This window comes from Nannocystis pusilla, assembly GCF_026626665.1.
Lineage (GTDB): Bacteria > Myxococcota_A > Polyangia > Nannocystales > Nannocystaceae > Nannocystis > Nannocystis pusilla.
Genome location: NZ_JAPNKE010000002.1, coordinates 3,381,212 through 3,407,101 on the forward strand (window position 1 = coordinate 3,381,212; position 25,890 = coordinate 3,407,101).

20 protein-coding genes and 1 pseudogene are annotated in these 25,890 nt (G+C 71.4%); 13 read left to right on the top strand and 8 right to left on the bottom strand.

Translation table 11 applies throughout. The annotated features are described in order from the left end of the window. Positions 1 to 276 precede the first annotated feature (276 nt). The 3 genes from OV079_RS14760 to OV079_RS14770 all read left to right on the top strand — a co-directional run bounded on the left by OV079_RS14760 (position 277) and on the right by OV079_RS14770 (position 1,626). On the top strand, positions 277 to 804 hold the full coding sequence (locus OV079_RS14760) for a helix-turn-helix domain-containing protein (protein WP_267769173.1): 528 nt from the start codon (positions 277 to 279) through the stop codon (positions 802 to 804). Beyond that, positions 792 to 1,082, top strand: coding sequence for a hypothetical protein (locus OV079_RS14765; protein WP_267769174.1), 291 nt, complete (start codon positions 792 to 794; stop codon positions 1,080 to 1,082). Before OV079_RS14760 ends, OV079_RS14765 begins: the two co-directional genes overlap by 13 nt. Positions 1,083 to 1,236: 154 nt before the next feature. After that, positions 1,237 to 1,626 (top strand): hypothetical protein, encoded by a 390-nt coding sequence (locus tag OV079_RS14770; RefSeq protein ID WP_267769175.1) that lies wholly within the window; start codon positions 1,237 to 1,239, stop codon positions 1,624 to 1,626. Positions 1,627 to 2,016: 390 nt separating this feature from the next. Here OV079_RS14770 and metG read toward each other — a convergent pair whose 3' ends face one another. From metG to OV079_RS55890, 3 genes are all read right to left on the bottom strand, one after another. Then, positions 2,017 to 4,056 (bottom strand): methionine--tRNA ligase, encoded by a 2,040-nt coding sequence (gene metG / locus OV079_RS14775; RefSeq protein WP_267769177.1) that lies wholly within the window; start codon positions 4,054 to 4,056, stop codon positions 2,017 to 2,019. A 68-nt stretch (positions 4,057 to 4,124) separates the two neighbouring features. Next, positions 4,125 to 4,640: a hypothetical protein gene (locus OV079_RS14780; protein ID WP_267769179.1), complete on the bottom strand. Its 516-nt coding sequence runs from the start codon at positions 4,638 to 4,640 to the stop codon at positions 4,125 to 4,127. Between the two features lie 280 nt (positions 4,641 to 4,920). After that, positions 4,921 to 5,973 (bottom strand): lytic transglycosylase domain-containing protein, encoded by a 1,053-nt coding sequence (locus tag OV079_RS55890; RefSeq protein WP_267769180.1) that lies wholly within the window; start codon positions 5,971 to 5,973, stop codon positions 4,921 to 4,923. Between the two features lie 861 nt (positions 5,974 to 6,834). Here OV079_RS55890 and OV079_RS14790 point away from each other — a divergent pair. Then, on the top strand, positions 6,835 to 7,035 hold the full coding sequence (locus tag OV079_RS14790; protein ID WP_267769182.1) for a hypothetical protein: 201 nt from the start codon (positions 6,835 to 6,837) through the stop codon (positions 7,033 to 7,035). A gap of 1,880 nt (positions 7,036 to 8,915) precedes the next feature. On the opposite strand, the gene OV079_RS14795 is transcribed toward OV079_RS14790, so the two are convergent. The 3 genes from OV079_RS14795 to OV079_RS14805 form a co-directional block, all read right to left on the bottom strand. Then, positions 8,916 to 10,982, bottom strand: coding sequence for a M4 family metallopeptidase (locus tag OV079_RS14795; protein WP_267769184.1), 2,067 nt, complete (start codon positions 10,980 to 10,982; stop codon positions 8,916 to 8,918). 532 nt (positions 10,983 to 11,514) lie between these two features. Next, positions 11,515 to 12,897 (bottom strand): APC family permease, encoded by a 1,383-nt coding sequence (locus tag OV079_RS14800; RefSeq protein WP_267769186.1) that lies wholly within the window; start codon positions 12,895 to 12,897, stop codon positions 11,515 to 11,517. Positions 12,898 to 13,669: 772 nt separating this feature from the next. Beyond that, entirely contained in the window at positions 13,670 to 15,775 is a 2,106-nt protein-coding gene (locus OV079_RS14805; protein WP_267769187.1) for an AgmX/PglI C-terminal domain-containing protein, read from the bottom strand. A gap of 213 nt (positions 15,776 to 15,988) precedes the next feature. On the opposite strand from OV079_RS14805, the gene OV079_RS14810 reads away from it, so the two are divergent. The 7 genes from OV079_RS14810 to OV079_RS14840 are packed head-to-tail and all read left to right on the top strand — an operon-like array spanning position 15,989 to position 22,312. Beyond that, the gene (locus OV079_RS14810; RefSeq protein WP_267769190.1) at positions 15,989 to 16,549 is read left to right on the top strand and encodes a hypothetical protein; all 561 of its coding nucleotides are present in this window, start codon (positions 15,989 to 15,991) and stop codon (positions 16,547 to 16,549) included. A gap of 12 nt (positions 16,550 to 16,561) precedes the next feature. Then, entirely contained in the window at positions 16,562 to 17,734 is a 1,173-nt protein-coding gene (locus OV079_RS14815; protein ID WP_267769192.1) for a methyltransferase domain-containing protein, read from the top strand. A gap of 21 nt (positions 17,735 to 17,755) precedes the next feature. Continuing rightward, complete coding sequence (locus tag OV079_RS14820; protein WP_267769194.1) at positions 17,756 to 18,628, top strand: hypothetical protein; 873 nt, start codon at positions 17,756 to 17,758, stop codon at positions 18,626 to 18,628. Beyond that, entirely contained in the window at positions 18,565 to 20,115 is a 1,551-nt protein-coding gene (locus OV079_RS14825; protein ID WP_267769196.1) for a PP2C family protein-serine/threonine phosphatase, read from the top strand. Before OV079_RS14820 ends, OV079_RS14825 begins: the two co-directional genes overlap by 64 nt. Before the next feature lie 22 nt (positions 20,116 to 20,137). Then, positions 20,138 to 20,701, top strand: coding sequence for a slr1658 superfamily regulator (locus OV079_RS14830; RefSeq protein WP_267769198.1), 564 nt, complete (start codon positions 20,138 to 20,140; stop codon positions 20,699 to 20,701). After that, on the top strand, positions 20,698 to 21,072 hold the full coding sequence (locus OV079_RS14835) for a slr1659 superfamily regulator (protein WP_267769199.1): 375 nt from the start codon (positions 20,698 to 20,700) through the stop codon (positions 21,070 to 21,072). Before OV079_RS14830 ends, OV079_RS14835 begins: the two co-directional genes overlap by 4 nt. A 13-nt stretch (positions 21,073 to 21,085) precedes the next feature. Continuing rightward, positions 21,086 to 22,312, top strand: coding sequence for an adenylate/guanylate cyclase domain-containing protein (locus OV079_RS14840; RefSeq protein WP_267769201.1), 1,227 nt, complete (start codon positions 21,086 to 21,088; stop codon positions 22,310 to 22,312). Between the two features lie 126 nt (positions 22,313 to 22,438). On the opposite strand, the gene OV079_RS14845 is transcribed toward OV079_RS14840, so the two are convergent. Together OV079_RS14845 and OV079_RS14850 are read right to left on the bottom strand one after the other, a co-directional pair. Next, the gene (locus OV079_RS14845; protein WP_338089081.1) at positions 22,439 to 23,557 is read right to left on the bottom strand and encodes a serine/threonine protein kinase; all 1,119 of its coding nucleotides are present in this window, start codon (positions 23,555 to 23,557) and stop codon (positions 22,439 to 22,441) included. Next, positions 23,554 to 23,949: a protein kinase family protein gene (locus OV079_RS14850; RefSeq protein WP_267769203.1), complete on the bottom strand. Its 396-nt coding sequence runs from the start codon at positions 23,947 to 23,949 to the stop codon at positions 23,554 to 23,556. Before OV079_RS14850 ends, OV079_RS14845 begins: the two co-directional genes overlap by 4 nt. Positions 23,950 to 24,001: 52 nt before the next feature. Here OV079_RS14850 and OV079_RS14855 point away from each other — a divergent pair, with 52 nt between their 5' ends. After that, the gene (locus tag OV079_RS14855) at positions 24,002 to 25,156 is read left to right on the top strand and encodes an enolase C-terminal domain-like protein (protein ID WP_267769205.1); all 1,155 of its coding nucleotides are present in this window, start codon (positions 24,002 to 24,004) and stop codon (positions 25,154 to 25,156) included. A gap of 133 nt (positions 25,157 to 25,289) precedes the next feature. Next, a pseudogene (locus tag OV079_RS57900) lies at positions 25,290 to 25,817 on the top strand (serine/threonine-protein kinase); the annotation flags it as partial. Positions 25,818 to 25,890: the final 73 nt, after the last annotated feature.

The following is a 25,890-nucleotide window of genomic DNA, read 5'->3' on the forward strand; positions in this document are numbered from 1 at the left end:
AGCGAGAACACCGCGACCTGTGCGTGACCTCCGCCGCGCGGCCGGAGTTCGAACGCCTGCGCCGCCTCCTCGGCCGCGTGTGGCGGCGGCACCGAGGGCGAGCGGACGGCCACGAAACGGCGGGTCTCCCACTGATGCTCGGGCTTTCGCACGGTCGGGAGACTGGCTGCTGGATCCAGAAACGGCAGGGGCCCTGCCGCAACCGGCAAGATTTCTGCCGATTTTGCGGCGCCCGATCCGACTTCGGTTAGAGTGCCGGCACACAGGAGGACCTCTATGGAGATCTCGATCAAGGACGCCGCCGATTTGCTGGGCAAGAGCGAGCGCACCGTGCGGCACATGGCCCAGACCGGGCGCCTGCCCGCCCGCCGCGTCGGCTCGCGCTGGCTCATCGACCGCGACGACCTCATGTCCGGCAAGTACAGCGGCCAGGACGGCGACGACGCCGCGGCCGAGGCTGCCGAGACCGCCGAGGCCGAGGCGCCGGCGACCGACGTCCAGGAGGACCACTTCGACGACGCCGAGGAGGCCTCGACTTCGGCCGAGCGCCCGCGCCTGCGGTTCGACCGCGCCCTGCCGCCGGGCACCCCCTCGGTGCGCGCGCTCGACAGCTTCCACATCGCGGCCGACTTGCTGGCCGAGCTCGGCGACCTCCGCCGCGACCTCCGCGACGCCGCACACCTCCGCGACGCCGAGCAGAACCTGCGCGGCTTCATCCAGGCGCTGGCCGACGGCATCCACGCCGACCTCGGCGATCAACCCGAGCGCTTCCGGGCCGCGCGCACCCAGGTGTGTGCCGCCTGACCGACCTCATCCACTTCAACGTCACTCACGACAAGCCGGACCTGACCCCGCTCGTCGATCGCATCGAGCACGAGCTGCTCAGCTCGTTGCAGGTCCTCATCGGCACCGCCGACGAGCGCTCGAGCTGGCGCTACCGCGTCCGCGGCCTGGCCGAGCGGACGGCCGCGCGCGTGTTCTCGCGCCTGCGCGGGATCGCCGGCGACGGCCGCGTCGGCGCCCGCCTGGCCGCCCTCGAGGAGCGCTTCTTCGGCGCCTCCGCGCCCGTCGCGGTCAACTGAACGTCGTCCTGGACGAGCGCGGTCGGGCATGTCCTTCGGGACATGTCCGGCCGCACATGTTTTAAAGTCAGCCCACGCGGGCGGCGCGCGCGATACGACCTTTTGACTTGTTCGTCCGCTCGACCCGGATCAGAACTCCGGCGGAGGAACCATCATGAGACTCCCGCCTCCGCGCCTCATCTTCTGGATCGTGGCGGTCTCGTGGATCGGCGGCTGTACCCCGGGCCCCGGGCCCACCGATCCGGACGGACCGATCATCCGCACCCCCGAACCCAAGCCCGTCTCGCAGCTGCCGGCGCGACAGCTCGCCGCCCTCGGCGACGCCGCCCTGCTGTCTGCCCCGCAGTGTCACGCCTGCGGCGACAGCAGCTGTGCACGCAACACCCCCGACGACGTCTGCCTGGTCCAGTGCAGCAGCTCGGGCGTGCGCCGCTGGGACCTCGGTCAGCTCGCCGACCAGGAGTGCGACCCCGCCGCGCACAACTTTTGCGAGGCCAACGGCCTCGGCCGCGTGCTCGACTTCTGCTGGGGCGGCTACTCCTGAGAATGCGCTCGCTCGCGCTCGTGCCTGTCGACCTGACCCTCGAGCGCGCGCGTGGCCTCACCGCATGTCCACGCGGACATGTTCCTCGGACTGCCGGGGGGCGGAGATACCGCAGCCCATGAACATTCGCGCTGACTCTCGAGCCTGGTGACGGCTCGGGCTGGCCGAGTCGCTCACGAGCGCAGATGCCTCGGAGGACCGGCTGCCCGCTTACCCGCTTACGGTACGGACTCCCCGCCTGGGGTGTCGAGCAGGCGCTCGCCCCCTGGCCGAGCTGTCTGCGCCCCAGGACATGTTCCTCGGACCAGCCCGCCCGGGCGACGCCACCGGCGACCGAGCCACCACGAGCGGCATCGGCCGCATGGGCCGATGCCGGGCGCGGCCGCGACGTCAGCTGATCTTCTCGCCCGGCAAGCTGCGCGGGTCGAGCTCGAGCACCGTGATCGCGTCGTCCTTCGCGCCCGACGCGAGGACCATGCCCTCGCTGACGCCGAACCGCATCTTGCGGGGCTTGAGGTTGGCGAACACGACCACGTGCTTGCCCACCAGCTGTTCGGGCGCGTACGAGGCCGCGATCCCGCTGAAGATGTTGCGCTGCCCGAGCGGCCCGAGGTCGATCGTCAGCTGCAGCAGCTTGTCGGAGCCCTTCACCCGCGCCGCGGTGAGCACCTTGCCGACGCGGAGGTCGACGGCGGCAAACGCGTCGATGCTGGCCTCGGCCGCCAGCGGCTCGACCGTGTACGCCGGCACTTCCGGGGCCGCCGGAGCCGCGATCGTCTCCTTGCTGGCCTCGACGATCGCCTCGATCTTCTTGGGGTCGATGCGCTCGGCCAGCGTCACGTAGGCGCCGACCACCAGGCCCTCCGGCAGCGGCTCGATCGCGTTGACGAAGTCGAGCGGGGCCGGCAGGCGCAGGCCCTCTTCGATCGTCGCCGCCCACTTCGGCAGCACCGGCTTGAGGATCGCCGCGATCACCTTGCTCGCCCACATGCCCGCGGTGCAGACCGCCCGCGCCCGCTCGGGATCCTTGCCGACCACCTTCCACGGCTCCTGCGCCGTGATGTAGGCGTCGAACTCGCCGCCGATCTCGATCGCCAGGCGCAGCGCCTTGGCCGACTCGAAGTTGGCGTAGAGCGCCGGCACCTGCGCCAGCGCCTCACGGGCCTTCGCCATCAGCGGCTCGGCGTCGGCGGGGATCGGGCCGAGCTTGCCCTCCAGCCGACCGACCAGGAACTTCTGACAGCGGCTGGCGAGGTTGGCCGCCTTGTTGACCAGGTCGGTGTTCACCCGGCTGACGAAGTCGGCCAGGTCGAGGTCGATGTCGTCCTGCTCCGGCCCGAGCTTGGCCGCGAAGTAGTAGCGGAGGTAGTCGGCCGGCAGGTGGTCGAGGTACGTGCGCGCGAGGATGAAGGTCCCGCGCGTCTTCGACATCTTCTCGCCGTTGACGGTCAGCCAGCCGTGCACGTTGATCCGCGTCGGCGTGGTGTAGCCGGCCGCGTGCAGCATCGCCGGCCAGAACAGCGCGTGGAAGTAGACGATGTCCTTGCCGATGACGTGGACGATCTCGGTGTCCTGGCTCTGATCGGCGCGCCAGTACGACGCGAACGAGGCGCGGTCGGGGTGCTCGTCGCACCACTTCTGGGTCGCGCCGATGTAGCCGACCGGCGCGTCGAACCACACGTAGAAGAACTTCTTGCCCTCGTAGCCGGGGATCGAGAAGCCGAAGTAAGGCGCGTCGCGGGAGATGTCCCAGTCGCGCAGGCCGTCGTCGACCCACCGCATCACGTAGTTGCGGACCGCCGACTGCAGCTTGGTCGAGTTCAGCCACTCGCGCAGGAAGCCCTCGAAGCGGCCGAGCGACACGAACAGGTGCTCCGAGTCGCGCAGCTCCGGCGTGGTCCCGCAGATCGCACAGTGCGGATCCTTGAGCTCGCTCGGGTTGTACGTGTGGCCGCACTTCTCGCAGACGTCGCCGTACTGGTCCGCCGAGGCGCAGTACGGGCAGGTGCCCTTGACGAAGCGGTCCGGCAGGAACATCTGGTCTTTGGGACAGTAGAGCTGCCGCGTGACCCGCTTCTCGATCTGCCCCGCCGCCTGCATCTTCTCGTAGATGAACTCGGCGTGCTTGCGGGTCTCGTCCGAGTGCGTGGTGTAGAAGATGTCCGACTCGATGCCGAAGTCGCGATAGACCTGCGCGTGCTCGGCGTGCATGCGCGCGACCAGGTCGGCCGGGTCCACGCCCTCACGCCGGGCGCGCAGCTCGATCGGCGTGCCGTGCGTGTCGACCGCCCACATGAAGATCACGTCCTCGCCGGCCAGCCGGCGCGCCCGCACGTGGACGTCGGTCTGGATGTACTCGAGCAGGTGCCCGAGGTGGGGCGAACCGTTGGCGTACGGGAGGGCGGCGGTGACGAGGACGCGGCGCGGCATCGCGGGCGCCTATAGCACGCTTCGCCCGCGGCCGGCGAGGAAGGCCGGCGGAGCGGCCCGAAACGGCCTCAGGCGCCTGACGGCTCCGGCCCTCGCGCGTCGCGGGCGGCGGTGATCTGCGCCTCCAGGCCCTCGAGCTGCTCGAGCAGCCCCTTCGCGGTGGTGCAGCGGCGCTCCATCTGCGCCACGAGGTCGCCGACCTGGTTCGACAGCACCTGGATCAGCTCGGGGAACAGATCGACGGCCGCGTGCCTGAGCACGCGCGGCGCCTGCAGCAGCGGGATCACGTTGCCCGGGTTCTCCGAGGCCAGCGCGATCTTCGACTCGAGGATCTTCACCGTCTTGATGACGAGGTGGTACTCGCCCTGGACGCGCAGGTAGCCGAGGAAGCACAGCTCGATGACTCGCTTGCCGTCGCGTCCGGTCGACATCGACTCCTGCAGCGGCCGCGGGTGGACGTAGTCCATGCCGATCATCAGGCGGCCCAGGGCCTTGTCGATCGCCGAGATCAGCGCGTTGAGCTGATCGGACCCCTCGTTGAGCCGCTGCGCGGCTTGCCCGAGCTGGTTTAGCCTCTCGTTCATCACGAAAACCTCGTGTCTGCCCGTCAGGGCGAAGGTGCCGGCTCCCGCCGGAGTGGCGCTCGCCACCACCGCGACGGTACCGCTGCGGCGGTCGCGGCGACAAGCCGGCCTCCTTCGCGGCAAAAGGCGCGAGCCTGCGCCCGGTCCGGTTCCGCGCCGGTGATCCTGCGCCGCTGCCGCGGAGACATGTGCGAGTGGTTCGCACGCGGGCGGCGGCCAGGCGAGCGCCGGGCGCCATGCGCACCGTCGGCCGCGCGAGCGTCACGCCCCGACCGCGCGATCAGAAGTCGATGTTGTCCTCGACGCGCAGGTCGACCGTGTTCTGCCAGCGCGGCAGCGAACCGCCGTACATCAGGGCATACGCGGCCTGCACCTCGAGCACGCGGCGGGTGTAGTTGGCCGTCTCGCGGAACGGGATCTCGGCGATGAAGACGTCGAGCTCGAGCGGGGCCGAGCTCGAGCCCTTGGCGGCCAGCCAGCGGGCGACGTTGAAGGGGCCGCCGTTGTAGCTCGCGTAAGCCAGCGCGGCCTGGCCGTGGAACTTGTGCAGCAGCTCGGCGAAGTAATAGGCCGACAGGCGCACGTTGTGCTCCTCGTCGAACAGCGCGTCGACGTCGAACGACTCGCCGAGGCGCGCCGCCAGCTGCTGGCCGGTCCACGGCATGATCTGGATGGCCCCGCGCGCGCCCGACGACGACACCACGTGCCGGCGGAACCGCGACTCGGTGTACATCAAGGCCCACAGGTGCGTCGGGTCGAAGGCGCGGGCGGTGGCCTCGCGCTCGACCGCCTCGCGGAACGCCCGCGGGTGCCAGCGCGCCTTGTACGAGCCGGCCGTCGCAGGCATCAGGCGGCTGCGGCGGTACGGCTCGTCGAGCGCCCACGTCAGCGCGAACAGCCCCTCGCGCAGCGTCTCGCCGGCCCCGCGCTCGCGCACCAGCTTGCGCGCGTCCTTCGGCAGGCCGAGGCGCGGCTGCTTCCACGTCGACTTCCAGCTCAGCCCCACCACCAGGTCTTCGTGGCGCGGGACCCATCCGCCGCGATCGAGCCCGTAGAGGCCCTCGTAGGCGTCGACCGCGACCCGCAGCTCGCGGCGCGCCTCGTCGAGCAGGCCGGCGGCGTGGAGCGCCGCGCCGCGGGCCAGCGCCGGGAAGGCCCAGCCGAACTCGCCGGCCAGCGCCTCGAAGGTCGCGCGCGTGGCCGCGAAGTCGGGCGCCGGGTTCGCCTCTGCGGGCACCGGGGCGAGCGCCGGCAGCGGCCCCGGATCGGCGCCGATGTCGAGCAGCCGCTGGCGCGCCTGCAGGCCGTAGTAGCCGAGCGGATCCTCGGCCACGAGCTGTCGCAGCAGGCGCTCGGCCTCGCCGCGATCGGGGGTCTGCTCCTCGCCCGCCTCGCCCGTCGCCTTCGCGCCGGCGCCGGCGGCCAGCAGCGCGCGGGCGCGGAAGTAGCGAGCGGCGCGGGCCTGGTCGGCCGGCAGGCGGCGCTCCGCGCTGGCGAACGCGGTCGCGGCGGCGTCGAAGTCGCCGAGGCGGAAGTCGAGCCAGGCGTCGAGCCACAGCCCCTCGCCGCGCTGGCGCTCCTTCGCCGGCGTGCGCCCGAGCAGCTCGCGCGCCTTCTCGTAGCGGCCGCCGCGGACCGCCTGACGGATCGCCTCCCACAGCGCCGCGCGCCCGGCCCCGCCCTTGCGCCCGGCCTGCTCGGTCCAGATCGCCAGCGCCTCGTCGTAGCGCCCGGCCTTGTCGAGGCAGCGCAGCAGGTCGCCGCGGAGGTCGCCCGAGGCTGACTTTTGAACAGGACCGAAAGGTCATCCGCGCACGCGCCGTAGTCGTGGGCGCGCGAGGCGGTCGACGCCCGCGAGCGCAACGCGACCTCTCGGACATGTCCCGGAGTTTTGGAATCTTCGACCAGGTCCGTCAGGACCTGGCGCGACAGCGTCATGTCGCGCGAGCGGCGGGCCGCGGCCGCGCGGTCGAGCTGCTCGGCCGCGCTGTAGCGGACCGGGCGCCCGAGCTCCGCCAGCGCCGCCTCGGCGCCGACGGCCGCCTCGGTGCCGGCGCGCCAGATCGCCACGGTGCGCAGCGCCTTGACCGCGTCGGCGGTCTTGCCCTCGCGCGCGATCGCCTGCGCTCGCAGCAGCTCGAGGCCGGCGACGTCCGGGTGCTCGGGGTAATCGCGCAGCACCTCGGTCAGCGCCTTGACTGCGCGGCGCGCCGCCGCCGGGCCCTCGATCGCCGCCATCGTCCGCGCCCGCGCGACTCGCATCGGCGCCGCGTTGCGCACCGGCTCGTGGTCGATCGCCCGCTCCCACGCCGCTACCGCCTGCTTGCGCAGCGCGTCGGCCTCGGCGCTCGGGGCCGACGCCGCCGCCTCGACCAGCGCCTGGGCGTACTCGTGAAGCACCACCTCGTGCGGCCACGACTTGGCCGGCCGCCGCTCCGCCGCCAGCTCGGCCAGCGCCTGCACCGCTTCGGCCGGGCGCCCGAGCTCGCGGGCGGCGCGGGCCTTCGTCAGGCGCTGCACGGAGGCTTGCAGCGAACCGACGGGCGCGGGCTCGTGAGCCAGGCGCGCGAGCGCGGCCTCGGGTTCGCCGCGCGCCAGCAAGGCCGCCGCGGAGACCTCCGCAGGCGCCTGGGGCGGCAGGGCGGCTGCCGGTGGGGCCTGGGTCCCTGCGGTCGGCGGGCGGGCGCTGAGGGGGATCTGATTGACCCCCCGATGCACGCGCTCGGCTTCGGGGGTGAGCGCCGCGGGTCGACAGGCGAGCAGCGCCGTGGTCGCCATGCACAGCGTCAGGGCAGACATCCGCTTCGGGTGGCTCGCCGGCGCCATGGTCCCCTCAAACTAGCACAGCCCCCGGGACGCGCCGAGAAACCGGTCCCCGCTCTCGCCGCGAGGCGCCTGTCCCCGGAGACCGGTCCGCCCCAGGAGGCCGCGAGGACGAAGCGTGCAGCCGCAGTCGCGGCGGCCTCCCCGTTCGCGCCGGAGCGCCGCGATCGATCGCCCGGAGCTCGAAGATGACGCGAGCGTCACCCGCGTCCTCCCGTTCGCGCCGGAGCGCCGCGATCGATCGCCCGGAGCTCGAAGATGACGCGAGCGTCACCCGCGTCCTCCCGTTCGCGCCGGCGTACCCGCGGCCGATCGGCGTTGCGAACGGAGCCGCTCCCCGCCTCCCTCTCGCGCCGCCGCCAGGACACGACGCCGAGCGCTCCTGCGATACGAGGCCGTTTTCCGCGGGTGCGGCGACCTCCCCGTTCGCGCCACCGGGCACGCCCTTGCGATACGAGGTCGATCCCGCGGGTGCGGCGGCCTCCCCGTTCGCGCCTCCGGACACGCCCTTGCGATACGAGGACGATCCCGCGAGTGCGGCGGCCTCCCCGTTCGCCGCTCGCGCGGCCGAGCGACCCTGTGCGACGAGGACGCCCCCTGCGCCCACGACGGTCTCCCTTCGCGCCGCCGTGAACACGGCCGCGCTCCCGCGCGACGAGGATGACCGTCGCGGCGCGGTCGAGCGTCCTGCGGAACGAGGCCGATCTTCTCACGATCGCGGCGGCCTCCCCGTCGCGCCCACGTGAATCGCTCGCGCGACGGCCGGCGCGCGACGACCTGTACGCGACGATCGGCGCGATCGTGGCCTGCCTCGGCCGATCCTCCGCGCGCCGCTCTGGCCGCGAGCCTGGGGCCAGGCGGCACGGGGCGCGCGGGCAAGTGACAGTGGAAGCGCGCGACATGACCCTACAGACATGTCCGAAGGGCTCCCACGAAATCGCATCAGGCCGGCCCGCCCGCGATTCACCGTAGTGGACGTGGTTGCGGTCGAATTCGCCGAAGCGATCGGGGCTCGGGCGAAAATGTGGGCCGTCCGCGTGCGGACCCGAAAATGCACCGAGCGATAATGTTGCGACTGCTGTGCTCGCTTTTCGGTTTGACAAGCACCGTCGGCACGGACAAGAATGGAAGCGTCGGTCGGTCCTCCTCTCTGCACCCCGGTGCACGGCTGCCGGCCGCGATTCAAGCCCGAGCATCTCGGTCTTGATAAGCCGGCAGTCTTCGGTCCTTCGCGGCTGAAGGGTGTACCGTGGTGAGAGGAGGCCCGATCGAATTCGAGGTGTGTTGTTGAGGCGTGAGCGGGCACGGATGAGGACCGTGCCCGCTTTTTTCGTGCTCGCGGTGGTTGTGCCTACATCGTGACCCGCGGTCCTGACCGGCTGTCACGTGGAGACTGCACCCTACCCCGATCGCGGCGACCTGCACGGGGCCAGGCCGCCGCGGGCGGGCTATTCACGGGGCCTTGAGCGTCAGCGTGTAGTCGCCGGCGCCGCTGGCCGACACGACCTGCCAGGTGTAGTGGCCGGCGGTGCCCTGATAGGTGACCGACTCGTTGTTGGTCGGGCCCTCCGACTTGGCGACCTTGGCCCAGGTGGAGCCGTTCCACTTGTAGAGGTAGAGATCGAAGTCGGCCCCGGCCGGGCCGGCGAGACAGCCGGTGTGCGACCCGCTCGCCTTCGTGGAGTAGTACGAGCCGCCCGGCTCGAACTGGTCCTTGCCGCTGCCGCTCAGGTTGCCCTTGAAGGGCGTGCCCGAACAGCTCTGCTCGCCCCCGTCGCCGCCGTCGCCGCCGCCGTCGCCATTGGGGCCACCCGGCACGCCCACCGCCGTCCACGCGGCGTGGACCGCCGCGACCGCCTCGGCGTCGTAGAGCTCGGAGGCCGCCTGAGCCGTCGCGTCGCGAGCGTCCTGGAAGGTCGCGTTGGAGTTGAGGTAGTTCGTCAGCGCGCGGTAGAAGATCTGCGCCGCCTTGTCGATGCCGAGCGCCGGCACCACCGTGTTCGTCTTGTTGCGCGGGTGCTTGCCCCCCTGCGACAGCAGGTAGAACGCCAGGTTGGCGATGCCCGAATTGATGTGGACGCCGCCGTTGTCCTGCTGGCCGGTGTAGCGCTCCGGGTAGTAATCGTACGACTGCTTGTCCTGGGTCGGATTGGACATGTAGCGCATCGCGTCATTGGCCACACCCGGCGTCCAGCAGGTCTCGGCGAGCAGCCAGGTCTTGGCCGACACGCCGTTCTTGAAGGCGTCGACGGCCGCCGCCATGATGTCCGACATCGCCTCGTTGAGCGCGCCCGACTGGTTCTGGTAGACGAGGCTGGCCTCGTACTGCGTGACCGCGTGGGTCAGCTCGTGAGCGACCACGTCCAGGTCCTGCGCGAACGGGCTGGCGTAGTAGCCGTCGCCGTCGCCGTAGACCATCTGCTGGCCGTTCCAGAACGCGTTGACGTAGTTCTTCGAGTAATGGACGGTCGAGTGGATGGTCGCGCCGGCGGCGTCGAAGCTGTCGCGGCCGAACTTGGCCAGGTAGAAGTCGTGCGTCACGCCCGAGAGGTCGTGGGCGGCCTGGGCGACCTTGTCGTCGGACGCGCCGCCCTCGCTGACGATCAGCTTGCCCGGCAGCTTGGTGCCGTTATTGGCGTTGTAGACCTTGCGGTGCTTGACGTGGTGGATCTGCGGGTGACGGGCCACCATCTCGCCGCTCACGGCGTCCGCGAACACGATGTCGCGCTGCGGGCCCTCCTCGTCCTCGTACTCGACCACCGCCTGCCAGGCCAGGCGCGGGCCGGCCTCGGTCACCACGTAGACGAGCTCGGGCGCGTCGACGCTGACCCACTCGGCGGCCAGGCGGCCCGCCACCGCCTCGATCGCCTCGTCGGGATCGAGGGTCGGCGCCAGCGGCAGCGCCTCGGCCGGGACGACGCGACCGGTGACCGCCTGGACCTGCCCGCTGAGCGCGTCGGCGTGGACCGTCAGCTCGCCGCCGACCACCGGCAGGTCGTGGAGGTACTGCCGGAAGCGCACGTGGACCTTGCCGAGCGAGTCGGTGTGGTGGCGGACCGCCTCGAGGTCGGTCTCGTCGCCGAGGCGGAACACCGGCGCCATGTCGGCCAGCCAGCCGCGGGCGCTCTCCCGCACGTTGCCGCCGCGGGTCAGCGTCCCGAGGTCGCCGGCGATGAAGCGCGGCACGCCGGCCTCGTCGGCCTGCACCCGGTCGACCCGCGGCAGGCGGCCGAGCGCCTGGCTCTGCGACCACACGAAGGTCGCCGTCCCGCCCGCCGAGGTCGCGGCCGCGACCATCTCGCCGTCGAGCTCGAACGCGAAGTCGGCGGCCGCTCCGGCGGTCTGCACGCCCCAGCGCCCGCCGTGACGGACCAGCAGGTCTTGCACGAGCGCGGGCCGCTCGTCGCCGCTGCGCACGGATACGCGGGTGAAGTCGATCGGCCCGTCGACCAACGCGAAGCGCACTGCCCCTTCGGACAGGTCGAGCTCGAGGACCTCGCCTGGGCCGAGCGCCGCCACGTCGTCGGCGGTGACGGTGCGAGACTCGGTTTCAGCGGCGATCCCCCCTCGTGGCAGGCGGACAGCAGACAGGCGGAGACGGCAGAGACGATGACGCGACGAGCGGACATGAGACCCCCTGGGGCCATCGGACAGGGTCTAAAGACCCTGGCCGAACGACCATGGTGAAAAGGACATTGCCGGAGAGGCAGCCTCAGGTCAGCTCACCTGAGACCGCACCACCATAATCGTCGCGTGCTGCGCAGCGCAACCATTCACGCACCCCCGGATCACGCCTTGGTTCGGTGAGACCGCGAGCACAGAGCGGCCGCACGGACGCACTTCACGCGCATGGATGCGAAAGCCAATACAATTTTTCGCGGTCTGGACAGGTTTTGGCGGCAACTACGACGATCCCACGGTCGGCGTCCGCGGCGCCGACAAGAAAATTGTAGATCAATACATATTCTTACTCTATTGATTAGAGCGCACCTGACCGCAATGCATGATCAACCAACCATGCTCACAGGTCTGCGGTCAGAAGAGATCTCCTCTACCCGCCGTCGGCGGTGTCATCGCCGACGATTCCGGCATCCGGCGCGCGGCGCGACCACAACCAGTAGACAGGCACGCCGGACAGCACGATGGCGCAGTCGACGACGAATTCCCGCGGCTGCGACAGGGCGTAGTTGCCGAGCAGGAACACGGAGGCGGCCAGGAACAGCAGCGGCACCCACGGGTAGCCGAACGTCCGGTACGGCCGCGGCAGGTCGGGGCGCTTGCGCCGCAGGACGAACACGGCGGCCACGCTGAGCGCGTAGAACGGCCAGATGCCGATCACGAATTGCCTCGCCAGCTCGGCGAAGCTGTGGACCGAGACGAACACGATCCCGAGCGCGGCGCCGAGGACGATGCTGGCCGAGGGCGTGCCGTGGCGCGGGTGGACCTGGGCCAGCCGGCGAAAGAACAGCCGGTCCTCCGCCATGGCGTAGAACACCCGGGGCCCGGTCATCATCGACCCGTTGAGGGTGCCGAAGGTGCTGATCATGACGGCCGCGGCCACCAGAGTGGTGCCGAGCGAGCCGATCAGGGCGGCGGCGGTGTCGGCGGCGACCAGCTGCGCACGGGCCATCTGCTCCAGCGGGATGACCCGCAGGTACACGAGGTTGGCCGCGAGGTAGAGCGCGACGACCGCGGCGGTCCCGAGGATGAACACCCGCGGGAGCGTGCGCTGCGGATCGCAGACCTCGCCGCTCACGAAGCCGACGTCGCACCAGCCGTCGTAGGCCCAGAGGATAGCGACCATCGCCAGGACGAAGGCCCCGTCGGCTGTCGGCGCCGCGACCGCGGCCGCCGGGACAGTCGCCTCCGGGGCCAGCAGGAGGCCGAGCGCGACCAGCCCGAGCAGCGCCGCGACCTTCAGCGCGGTGCTGACGTTCTGCACGAGGGCCCCGAACTCGACGCCGCGGCGGTTGACCGCGGCGACCGTGGCGATCATCGCCACCGCCACCACCTGGGCCCGCGACAGCGGTCCGAGCGCCGGCGGCGCTTCGTCGATGCCGAACGTGCGCAGCAGGTACTCGGCCGAGGTCACCGCGATCGCGCCGTACGCGGCCGGGCGCAGGATGAGCAGCTCGGCCCAGCCGAACAGGAAGGCCGGCAGCTTGCCGAACGCCTCGCGCAGGTAGACGTAGATGCCGCCGCTGCGGGGATAGAGGATCGCCAGCTCGGCGACGGTCAATGCGCCGGCCAGGGCGACCACGCCGCCGGCGACCCACGCGAGGACGAACAGGGTCAGGTCGTCGATGTGGCCGGCGATCTCCGCCGGGGTCCGGAAGATGCCGCTGCCGATCGTCGAGCCGACCAGCACCGCGACGGTGCTGGCGAGGCCGAGCTTGCGAGGCAACCGCTCGCCCCAGGGGTCAGGGGCCTGCATGGGCGACTGATAGCGCAGTTCGCCGCGGCGCAGAAGCTCCTCGCGCGCGCCTCTGCGGGGGCGTGCAGGCGCGTTCGCGGAGGGCTGGCTCTTGGGTCATGTCGCTGCACGATCGGGTCGCAGCGGGCACGCGGCGAGCATCTGCCGCCCCGGCACTCGGCCTCGCCGTGATGAAGCGCCCGGGTCGGGTGGCACGGCGTGGCATCGAGCGCGTTCGCGCGGCGCGTGAAAGTGTCTATTCGGACATGTCTACGTCTCCGTGACGCTGCGTCGCCTCTCGCGCACCGACCGCCGATTGGAGAACCGAGACTATCTATATTAACAGGCTGCACCCGTTCGCCTCGATTCGACGAATAGGTCGCTCGGCACCTCCGCGGGCCGCAACGAAATCCCGCTCCATCGCGCCGGCCCCGGTGCCCCGCTTCCACCGCTGTGAAGAGCAGCTTCGGTTCGCCCTCCGACGCACGGCGGCGCCTGTTCTCGATGCCCGCACGTCCGCCGTCTTCGTCTCCGACGTGGTGAGTGATCGGTGAGGCTGCTCGGAGCCCCTCGCCAGCCGCCCACAGCGACGGCGGAACGCCAACGACGCCAAACGGGCCCTCGACCTCTCGCGCGGCCTGCCACGGCCCGCTCCTCGCCCTGCCCTCGCCATCGTCGGCCGCACGCCGCTCGCGTTCGCCGGCGGGCGAGACGCCGAAGGCCCGGCGTGCGCCGGGCCTCCTGGCCTTCGAGACATGCTGTCCTTCGAGACAGCCTCACGGATCGACTCAGCTCAACCCGGCTCGAGGACGAACGGGTACGAGACGATGACCGAGCCGCCGCCTTCCGGCTTGGGGAAGGTCCAGCGCTTGACCGCCTGGGCGATGCAGGAGCCGACCGCCGGGTCCTTCATCGTGCTCTCCTGGACCACCGCGGTGGGCACCTTGCCGGTGCCGCCGATGGTGAACTGGACGGCGACGCGGCCCTTGGCGTTGGGGTCGCGGGCGAGGGCCTGGTTGTAGCAGTAGCGGACCTCGTTGATGTGCGCGCGGACGATGCGGCGGATGATGTCCTTGTCGAGCGCGCCCTGGACCTCGGCCTTGGCCTGACGGACCGTCGGGACGCGGGTGCCGCGGCCGCCGAAGCCGGCGCCGGCGCCACGGCCGTAGCCGGAGCCCGTGCCGCCGCCGCCGCCCTTGCCGATGAGGCCCGTGTTGCCGAGGCCGATCGTGCCCTCGCCGGTGCCGCCGCCGCCGCGGCCGGTGCCGACCAGGCCGAGGCCGCCGACGCCGTACGCCTCGCCGATCTCCGTGCCGGTGAGGCCGCCCCACACGTCCGCGTCGTCGTTGCCGACCGCGAACGCGCCGCCGTACGGCGAGGCGAGGAAGTGGCCGCTCTCGGCGCTCATCACCCCGAGGATGCCGGCCTGGCGCGCGGCCATGTCGGGGTCGAAGTTACGGGCCATCTGCGGGATGGCGTCCTTCGGGCCCTTCATGGCGTAGAGGCCCGACTTGGTCTTCGAGGTGGGCTTGCCCATCTTGCCCTCCTCGCCCTTGTGACGCTGACCGGTGCCGCCGGCCTCGTCGTCGGAGTTCTCCATGTCCTCCGGCGGCGGCTCCTCCTCCTCCGGCGGCTTGTCGGGCTGGTTGAGGTAACCGACGAAGCGGTTCTCTTCCATCATCTCGTCGAGGCTCAGGTTGCCGGCCTCGTTGGGGATCAGGTGCGTGAGCACCAGCAGGCTGCCGATGACCACGAACGACGCGCCGTTGTAGATCCAGAACGGCTTGTCGGTCTCGCTGCCGCCCTTGATCACCGCGCCCGGCGCGACCGAGTTCACGTAGAAGGTGACGTCCTGGTACTTGACCCGCGCCGTCGCTCCGGGCGGCAGCGGGAAGCTGAACGACGAGCCCTGCGAGCCCGCGCGGCCGGTGGCGACCAGCTGCTGCAGCGTGATCGTCTGGCCGTCGAAGGTGACCTCGCCGCTCATGTTCTGCGTGAAGTTGAGCGCGAACTCGTGGTCGCTGCCGCGGACCAGCGGGAAGCCGTTGGGCTCGGGCAGGCCGGCCGGCGGCACGTGGAACGACGCGCCGTGGCCCTCGCCGATCGTGAAGTTCTTGTTGACGTAGTCGCCGGTGCGGATGAGGCCCATGCTGAACGGCACGAGGCCCGCGATCGCCAGCAACATGCCGATCGCCGCCAGGCCGTTTCCGGGCGGGGTCGGGCGCGGCGTGCCCTGCTCGATCGACTCCTGGACCCGCTTGCCGTAGCCCGGCCAGTCCTGGTTCACGTCGCTGAAGAACACCGCCGTGCCGGCGGCCAGCATCACTCCGCCAATGGCGAGGAAGAGCGGCGCCTGCGACTTGCGGTTCTTCAGCTGGCCGACGTGCTGCACGTCGAGCACCGTCGAGCCGTACATCGCCACGACCTCGGCCACCCGCGAGCCGCTCTGAACCTCGACCTCGCTGAGGTCGATCTGGATCGGGGCCCGCGTCGCCATCGGCGCCGCCGCGAGCGGAGCCGCCGCCACCGCGGCCGCCGCCACGGCCACCGGCGCGGCCACCTGCGCCGGCGCCGGCGCAGCCGCGACCTGCTGCTTGGCGAAGCCGACCTCGAGCCGGTACGGCCCGAAGTTCAGGGCGTCGCCGTCGTGCAGCACCGCGTTCTTGTCGATCCGCTGGCCGTTGAGCACGGTGCCCGCCGCGCTCCCGAGATCGATCACCCGCACCTCTTCGCCGGACACCTCGATCACGGCGTGCATGCGGGCCACGGCCTCGTCATCCAGACAGATGTGGCTACTCTTCAGTTTTCCGATCTTGATAACGTCTTGCGTCAGCGTCTGCGTATCGACGAGCTGATCGCCGTAAAACACTTTGATGGCGAGCGTCTTGGTCGTTGTCATCGTCCTTGCCCCGGTCGTGTGGCGCCTCGGACACGGGCCTTTGGGGCTTGTTCCCGAGGCCCGCGAGCTTTTTTCGCGCCCGCGCGGGCCGTCTGCGCCGGCGCACGTCCGCGCGCGGACCCGGGCTCCGGCGCGCCCCTGCGTCCGGCCACGCGTCCGCGGCTCGCGGCCGGCCGCGACGGCTTCGTGATACCGTGAACCGAGGCGCCGTCCGTGCCCGGATCCGGGCGAGGTGCGCCTGCCGCCCCTCTCCCGCCCTCGCCCCGGCATGACCTCCGACCTCGCGCCCCCTCACCTCCCGGCCCGAGCCCGATCCTCACCCTCCGGATCAGCGTCCGCGGCCTCTATGACAGCTGGACGCACTGCCAGCGGCTGGCCGATTACATCGCGCGCTTCGTCGCCTCCGATCGCTTCGATCCCGAGCAGCTGACCACGCGCCTCTCGACCTATCTCAACGAGGTGCTCGAGTACGTGTTCCGCGCCCGGCCGAGCGAGGGCGAGATCGTGGTCGAGGTCGGGCGCACCGACGAGCACGTGATCGCCGAGCTGACGATACCGACCGACGAGGCGCTCGCGCAGCGGCTGCGCGACGACCTCGGGCGGGTCGCGCCGGCGGACGCGCGCGCCCGCTACGAGGCCGAGTTCGAGTCGATGATCCTGCGTCCGCCGGCCGAGGTCGGGCTGCTCGAATTGGTGGCGCTCCACGGCGTCGAGCTCGCGCTGCGCGAGGGCGACGGCGTCGGCGTCATCGTCCTTACCGTCCCGCACGAGTGAGCCGAGCTGGGTATGGAGAACGAGCAACCGTTTTCGATCCGCTTCAGCGAGAACGACCAGGAGGTCGCGCTCGAGGGGACGCTGCGGCCCGCCGGCCCCGAGGCGTTCGCGCCGGTGCGGGCGCGCCTCGACCACGCCGCCGACGCCGTGCGCGGCGTCCTCTACCTCAACTTCAAGCGCCTGCGTTACCTCAACCACACCGGCTTCCTCGAGCTCGCGCGCTTCATCGCCGCCTGCGCCGAGCGCCACCCGAGCCTCAAGCTCAAGCTCGTCGTCTCGAGCGTCGTCCCGTGGGCGCCGCTGCGGTTCGGCTTCCTCGGCGCGCAGTTCGGCAACACCATCGTCGAGCAGTACGACAAGGCGTTTTACCCCGGTCAGGGCGTCATCGAGAACGATCAGCTCGTGCCGGTCCTGCGGACTCAGACCAACATCGTGTGGTCGCACGAGCGCGAGCTGCTGCGCCGCCACGGCCTCGGCAAGCACATGCGGATCGCCGACATCTGCTGCGGGATCGGCGACTTCGCGGTGCTCGTCTACAAGGAGTTCGAGCCCGCGTACATCGTCGGCGTCGACCACTCGCGGCCCTTCCTTCAATACGCGCAGCAGATGGCCCGCGAGTTCGGCATCACCGACATCGAGTATCAGTTCGGCGACGCGACCCACCTGTTCTTGCCGTCGAACAGCTTCGACTTCGTCACCTCGCGCCTGGCGCTGCAGATCTTCAACGACCCGTCGAGCATCTTGCGCGAGCTGGTGCGGATCTGTAAACCCGGCGGTCGGGTCTACCTGACCAACGAGATGACGGCGCACAACTACGGCTACCCGCGCCACGAGTCGGTCGCGTGGACCTACCAGCAGGCCGTGAAGATCGCCCAGAGCCTCGGCATGGACATGAACTTCGGGCCCAAGATGTTCTCGCAGCTCACCGACATGGGCCTCGAGGACGTGCGCATGGAGCAGATCCCGATCACCAACAACAACACCGCGATCGACGACTTCGCGCGGGTGATCGAGAGCTGGGAGGAGTACGTCACCGGCGAGCTGTCGACCGCCACGCAGCAGCCGCCGGAGGTGGTCGAGCGCCTGCGCATGGGCTTCCGCGATCACGTCTACGCGATCCGCAGCCGCCGCGGCTTCGCCACCTGGCCGATCTACGTCGCCTCCGGCCGCAAACCGGAGCGCTGACGGCCCTCGCCGCTCGACCGCATGGCCACCACGGGCTCAAGGTTCCGCACCAAGTTCGTCCTCGTCGCCGGGGTCGGGCTGGTCATCGGGCTGACGCTCGCGGCGCTGGCCTCGCTGCAGGGCATCCGCGTGCTCGGCGGCGACGCGTCGGAGGAGATCCGCAAGGGCCTCGAGCGAGCCAGCCGCGAGTACCTCACCAACCACATCGAGGACACCGCGCAGCGCGTCGAATTCCTGCGCGGGCGGGCGCGGGCCGAGCTCGGCGTGCTCGCGGCGGTCACCCAGACGCTCATCGACGAGCAGGCCGACCTCGCGCCGCTGACCGCCGCCGCCGCCGCCGCCGGGCCGCTGCGCGACGCCCTCGTCTACGACCCGCGCGGCGACTGGTCGCAGACCGAGGCCGGCGAGGCGTCGGCGGTGGCCGTGTGGGGCTACCTGCACGCGCCGGTAGCTCCCGATCAGCCCGGCCTTCGGGACATCAAGCCCGAGGTCCGCGCCGCGGTCGAGCAGACCGCCCTGCTCGACCTGCTGCTGCCTGCGCTGCTGCAGTACGGGGCCGAGAAGCAGGCCATGTACTTCATCGGCCCCGAGGGCGCCGAGTACCTGCGGATCGCCCCCTACGCCGACGCGGCCGGCCACGCCGATCGACTCTATCCCGGCCACAACAAGAGCCCGTTCTGGGGCTTCTACTTCCCCGGCATCGTCGACGGCTGGCGGCGCTGGCTCGGCGACCCCGCGCGCATGCGCGACCCGGCGGCGCAGGTCACCGGCACCGCGCCGTACACCGACGCGGGCGGCAGCGGGGCCATCATGACCATGTTTCAGCCGCTGTGGGACGCCTCGCGCGCGCGTTCGCCGGGGCCGTCGGCGTCGACGTCACCCTCGGCCAATTGATCCGCTACGTCCAGGACCTCGAGCTCGCCGGCTCGGGCTTCGCCTTCCTCGCCCAGGAGAACGGCAACGTGTTCGCCGTCAACGCCGACGGCCAGGAGATCCTCGGCCTGCAGCAGGCCAGCGGCTCGTCGGGCGCCGGCGTCGACATCTTCCAGCAGTTCCTGCACCAGTCGCGCGACCCGGCCATCCGGGCGCTCGCGCTGCCCGGCGGCGACGCCGTCGACTACCGCGACCCGGTCGCGATCGGCGGCAAGGACTACGTCGTCGTGCTCAAGCGGCTCGATCCGTTCAACGTCTGGTCGGGTTCGACCGACATCGTGCCGGAGCGCTGGACCCTCGGCTTCGTCGTGCCTGCCGCCGAGATCTACGCCTCGCTGCACAAGGCGCAGGACACCATCGCTGCCAGCAGCCGCGGGATCCTCAGCAGCCAGATCGTCATCACCCTCGTCGCGCTGGCGATCGTGATGTTCGGGATCCTCCTGGTCTCGCGGCGCATGACCGGCGCGCTGGTCGACCTCGCCGCGGGCGCCGGCAAGATCGCGCAGAAGGACTACGACGTGCGGGTCGACGTGCGCAGCGACGACGAGTTCGGCGCGCTCGGCCGCGCCTTCAATCAGATGGCCGCCGAGATCCGCGCGTATACGCACGACCTCGAGCGCCTGGTCGAGCAGCGCACCGCCGAGCTGCAGCGGGCCTCCCGCGAGATCATGGCACTCAACGAGCGGCTCAAGCAGGAGAACCTGCGCCTCGGCGCCGAGCTCGACGTCGCCCGCCGGCTGCAGCTCATGGTGCTGCCGCAGGAGCGCGAGCTGGCCGAGCTCGAGGGCCTGGACGTCGCCGGCTACATGCGGCCCGCGGACGAGGTCGGCGGCGACTACTACGACGTCCTGCGCGCCGGCGACGGCGTCAAGATCGGCATCGGCGACGTCACCGGCCACGGCCTCGAGAGCGGCGTGCTGATGCTGATGATCCAGACGGCCGTGCGCACCTTGCAGGCCGCCGAGGAGCGCGACGCGGAGCGCTTCCTCAACATCGTCAACAAGGTCCTCTACCAGAACATCCAGCGCGTCGGCCTCGACCGCACCGCGACGCTGGTGCTCCTCGACTACGCGCAGGGCGTGCTCCGCCTCACCGGGCAGCACGAGGAGGCGGTGGTGGTCCGGCGGAACGGCTCGATCGAGCGCATCGACACGGTCGACCTCGGCATGCCGGTGGGGCTCGAGGTCGACATCGCCGCGTTCATCGCCCGCACCGAGCTGCGCCTGTCGCCGGGCGATGTCGTCGTCCTGTACACTGACGGCATAACCGAGGCGGAGGACATCCACGGCGAGCAGTACGGCATCGACCGCCTGTGCGAGGTCGTGCACCGGGTCCACGAGCGGCCGGCGGCCGACATCAAGCAGGCGATCGTCGACGACGTCATGCGCTTCATCGGCGCGCAGAAGGTCTTCGACGACATCACGACGGTGGTGATCAAGCGGCGCTGAGGCGCCGAGGCGGACGGAGAGTATGGACGGCATCATCGGCGAGTACAAAGAGCCCACCGACGCTGGACCGCGCGTCATGCTGACGTTCTACCCCGGGGCGTTCCCGGTGAAGTGGAACCAGTGCAGCGTGGCGGCCGACTTCTTCGCCGAGTACTTCGTCGACGTCGGCGAGGGCGGGCTCACCGAGGAGGCCGAGCGGCGCGACTTCGTCGGCAGCGTCGGTTACGTGCTCAACGAGCTGATCGAGAACGCGGTCAAGTTCTGCGCCGGCGGCACCGTCGTCATCGACGCGGGCGTCGAGGCGGGCGAGTTCGTGGTCGTCGTCAGCAACCAGGTGTGCGGCGACGCGGTCGACGGCCTGCGGGTCAAGTTCGCCGAGCTGCTCGACGGCGATCCCGCCGAGCTCCTGATGCAGCGGGTCGAGGAGAACGCCGCCAACCCCGAACTCACGACCTCGGGCCTGGGCTTTCTCACCATGCTGTCGGACTACAAGGCCCGGCTCGGCTGGCGCTTCGACCCCGCCCCTGGCAATCCTGACAACGCGCTCCTCAAGACCGCCGCCCGGCTACAGGTGAAATCGTCATGACGGACACAACTACGCGACCCTCCGGGTCGGACACCGACATCAAAGGCCCCGGCTATCGCGTGTGGTTCGACGCGCCCGCGCGCACGGTCCACTTCGAGGGCGTGCTCCGCCTCAGCACCAGCGAGTACAAGCCGATCGAGGACCTGCTCGACCGCGTCCTGCTGGAAAGCCCCGCGCTCGGCCTGCGCATGACCGAGCTGCAGTTCCTGAACAGCTCGGGCATCAACATGCTCTACAAGTTCGCCATCGCCGCGCGCAAGAAGGGCGAGACGGAGATCAAGGTCCACGGCTCGTCGAACATCCCGTGGCAGGGCAAGTCGCTGCCCAACCTCAAGAAGTTCCTGCCGACGATCGTCATCGCCCTCGACTGAGCCGGCCGCCCGCATGCTCACGGATGACCCGCGCTGGCAGCGAGCCCTCGCCGACCCCGACGCCGCGGCCGAGCTCCTGGCCGACCCCGGCGCGCGCGCCGAGTTCATGGCCGCCGTCGCCGCGCTGCAGGCCGAGCACGACGACCTGGTCTTGCTGCACGACTCGACGCTCGAGCACGCCAACGAGATCGAGGAGCAGCTGGCCGTCAAGATCGAGCAAGTCGAGGCCCTGGTGGTCGAGCTCGAGCTGCGCAACACCTTCATCCGCCAGGTGTTCGGCCGCCACGTCACCGACGAGGTCGTCAACACCTTGCTCGCCTCGCCGGAGGGCCGCCAGCTCGGCGGCGAGCGGCGCACCCTGACGATCCTGATCTCCGACCTGCGCGGCTTCTCGACGCTGTGCGAGGGCCTCGGCCCCGAGCAGGTGGTGGCGATCCTCAACATCTACCTCGGCGCCATGGCCGACGTGATCGGCGAGTACCGCGGCTCGATCAACGAGTTCATCGGCGACGCCATCCTCGCGGTGTTCGGCGCCCCGGTGCCGCAGGACGACCACCCCGAGCGCGCGGTCGCCTGCGCGATCGCCATGCAGCGGGCGATGGGCCGCGTCAACGCCGAGCTGGCCGAGCACGGCCTGCCCGCGCTCGAGATGGGCATCGGCGTCCACACCGGCGAGGTCGTGGTCGGCAACATCGGCTCGAACCGCCGCGCCAAGTACGGCGTGGTCGGCCGCCACGTCAACCTGACCTCGCGCATCGAGAGCTACACCGTCGGCGGTCAGGTGCTGATCTCCGAGTCGGCCGCGCGAGCCCTCGGCGACCGCCTCCGCACCCGCGGCTGCTTCGAGGTCCGGCCCAAGGGCGTGCGCGAGCCGATCACGATCCACGACGTCACCGGCGTCGACGGCCCGTTCGCCATCCACATGATCGAAGAGGCCGCCGAGTGGCGGGTCCTGGCCGAGCCGCAGCCGCTCGTCTTCACCGCGCTCGAGGGCAAGGACACCGGCGGCCAGGAGTTCCCGGCGCTGCTCGTGGCCCACGACGAGCGCCACAACGCCGAGCTGCGGGTCGCCGCCTCGCTGCCGCTGCGCGCCGACCTCAAGCTCGTCCTCGCCGCCCTGCCCGGCGTCGACGCCTACGCCAAGGTCGTCGCCGCCGGCCCGGGCCGCGCGGTCGTCCGCTTCACCGCCCTGCCGCGCGCGCTGCAAGAGCTGCTCGACTCCCTGCCCGCGCGGGCCTGAGGCGCGAGGCGCAACGCTGCGCCTCGCTGCGCGATGGGACATGTCCGTATCGACATGTCCTTCATGGCATGGCTGAACAGGCATGTCCTCCGGAGCATGCCCCATCGGACATGCCCCTCCGGTACGTCAGTCGCGGCGGGCCAGCAGCGTCGCGTGCATGTCGCTGCCGTCGATGCTCTCGTCGAGCGGCTCGTCGATGTCGATGATCACGCTCTCGCCGCCCGAGCTGGTCGGCGGCGGGATCGGCGGGACCGAGCGCGGCGCGACCGAGCCCGGCGGGCCCTCGACGGGGGCGGTCCGCGACCCGCGGCCCTCGACGCCGGCGAAGCGGGCCGCCAGGGTGCGCACGAACGCGCCCATCCACGGCTTCATCGACGTCAGCTCCTCCTCGATCAGGTCGCTGGTGATCTTGGTGAGCGTCGCGTCCTCGACGACCAGCACGCTGGCGGTCCGGCGCGAGGCGGCGAAGATCGACGTCTCGCCGAACACGTCGCCCGGCCCGAGCCAGCGCAGCGACACGTGGTGCCCGGCCTCGAGCTTGTAGACCTCGAGCCTGCCGGCCAGCACGATGTAGGCCGCGTCGCCGATCTCGCCCTCGCGGATCACGTGGTCGCCGGCGGCGAAGCGGACCGTCTGGAAGCTGCCGCTGCCGCGCAGCAGGCGGACGATGTCGGCCTGCAGCGCCGCCACGCTCGGGTAGCGATCGTCGGGGTCGCGGCGCAGCGCCCGGGTCACGATGCGCACCAGCTCGCGCGGGAACGGCACCGCGACGTGGCTGTCGGGCGGGGCGAACTTCGCCTCGCGCGCGAGGATCAGCGCGTCCATCGCCGTGCGCGCGTGGTACGGCGGCCGCCCGGCCATCATCTCGTAGAGCAGCGCGCCCATCGAGAACACGTCGGCGCGCTCGTCGAGCGGGTGGCTGTTGGCCTGCTCGGGCGACATGTACGACGGCGTGCCGAACACCAGCCCGTCGGTCTCCGACGGCGGCAGCGGCGGCAGGGCGTCGCGGACCCACCGCGCCTCGTCTTCGGCGGACCGCAGCGGCAGGATCTGGGCCCCGCCCCAGTCCATCAGATAGACCTGGCCGTAGGCGCCGACCATCACGTTGGCCGACTTGATGTCGCAGTGGATCACCCCGCGGCTGTGGGCGAACGACAGCGCGTCGCACACCTTGACGAAGATCTCGAGGCGGTGGAACAGCCGCTCGTGGTCGGTCGCCGGCTCGCCGCCGATCAGCGCCTTCAGCTCTGGCCCTCGACCAGCTTCATCGTGAAGTAGAGCTGGCCCTGCTCGTCGCGCCCGAGCTCGTGGATCGGCACGATGTTGGGGTGGTCGAGCTGACCCGTCACCTGGGCCTCGCGCAAGAACCCGTGCACGAGCATCAGGTGGTCGTAGGTCTTGGCGTGCATGACCTTGGCGGCCATCCGCCGCTGCAGCACCTCGTCGAACGCGAGCCGCACCGAGCCCATCCCGCCGCGCGCCAGCTCGTCGCCGAACGACAGCCGCGGCACCTGGTCCGGCAGCGCCGCGCGGATGAGGGCCTCCAGCCGCTCCTCATAGGAGAGCGGGGAGTCGCGGTCGAACAGCCGCTCGAGCGCGGCGCTGGGGGACGAGCCTCCGGGGCGGCGACCTGGCATGCGGGGCCACGATACAATGGCGCCTCGGCGGTGGTACACCGGGGCGGCCGGCATGGACCTGCGCACCGCCCTCGTCACGCTCCGCCTGCGCCACCCGTTCGGCCTGTCGCGCGGCACCGTGAGCGAACTGCCGAGCTTGCTCGTGCGCATCGACCCGGGCGACCCGGACGGCGCAGCAGCGGACGGCCCCGATCGCCGCGGCCTCGGTGAGGCCTCGCCCGTGCGCTACCTCGGTCAGTCGGCGGTCGCTGCCGCGCCGCTGGCGGTCGCGATCGCGGCCGAGCTCTCCCCCGAGATCCTCGCCGACCCGCGCGCGATCGCGGCCGCCGGCCCGCGCATGCGCGAGCTCGCCCCCGATCACTCCGCGGCTCGCTGCGCCGTCGACACCGCCCTGTGGGACGCCGCCGCCCGCGCCTGCGGCCGCCCGCTGGCCGAGCTGCTGGCCGATCCCGACGTGCTCGATCGGGCAGGTCTCGATCGCCATGTCCTTTCGGCCACCTCGGGGGCCACGGTCACCTCTTACACGATCGCGCTCGACGAGCTCCCGGCGATGGCGGCCCGCGCGGCCGCGGCCGCGCACCTCCCGGTGCTCAAGATCAAGCTCGGAAAGGGCCGCGAATTCGACCGCGCCGCCCTGCGTGCGGTCGCCGCCGCCGCGCCGCGCGCCCGCCTGCGGGTCGACGCCAACGGCGGCTGGACCCCGGACGACGTGCGCGCCCTGCTCCCGCTGCTGGTCGATCTCGGGGTCGAGCAGCTCGAGCAGCCGCTGCCTGCGGGTCGGCCCGACCTCCTCGCGGCGCTCGCGCGCGACTGCCCGTTGCCGATCTACGCCGACGAGGACGTGCAGGGCCCGGACGACGTGGCGGCGCTGCGGGGCCGGGTCGCGGGGATCAACGTCAAGCTGATGAAGTGCGGCGGGATCTCGCCGGCCCTGGCGACGATCGCCGCGGCCCGGGATAGCGGCCTGCGGGTGCTCGTCGGCTGCATGATCGAGACCCGCGTCGGGCTCGCCGCCGGCGCCGCCCTGGCCCGCCTCGCCGACGAGGCCGACCTCGACGCCCACATGCTCACGCGGGCCGACCCGATGCCGCCGGGGAGCCAAGAGCGGCTCGCGCCCGACCTGCCGCGGCTTTGCGGCCCCGGCCTCGGCGTCCCGCCCGGGGCGTTGCCCGCGGACGGCGACCCGGGCCCCGGGCGCGTGGCATAATCCACGCTCCGCCTTGAATCCCGACGAGCCCCAGGCCCGCGCCTCGCTGCCGGTGACGCCACCTGTCCCTGAGGACATCCTTCCGCGTCCGCTCGGCCGCTACGAGCTGGTGCGTCGGGTCGGCTCCGGCAGCATGGGCGTCGTCTACGCGGCCGTCGATCGCGACAGCGGCCGCACCATCGCGCTCAAGACCCTGCACCAGCTCGACCCGGGCGCGCTGTTCCGCCTCAAGAACGAGTTCCGCAGCGCCGCCGGCCTGTCGCACCCGAACCTCGTCAGCCTCCACCAGCTCGTCTCGCACGACGACGAGTGGTTCATCACCATGGAGTTCGTCGACGGCGTCAGCTTCTTCGACCATGTCCGTCAGGGCATGTCCGAAAGGACAGGCGCAGCGCCGCCGCCGGAGCGCCTGCGCCCCGCCTTGCTGCAGCTGGCCGCCGGCGTCAGCGCCCTGCACGCCGCCGGCAAGCTGCACCGCGACCTCAAGTCGTCGAACGTGCTGGTCACCGCCGACGGCCGCGTCGTCATCCTCGACTTCGGCCTCGCCGCCGACGACGTCGCCGAGGGCGGCGAGGACGGCCTGCTCGGCACGCCGGCGACGATGGCGCCGGAGCAGGCCGCCGGCAACCCGGCCTCGCCCGCGAGCGACTGGTACGCGATCGGCGTCATGCTCTACGAGGCGCTGACCGGCCGCCTGCCGTTCACCGGCCCGCCGCTCGCGATCCTCCACGCCA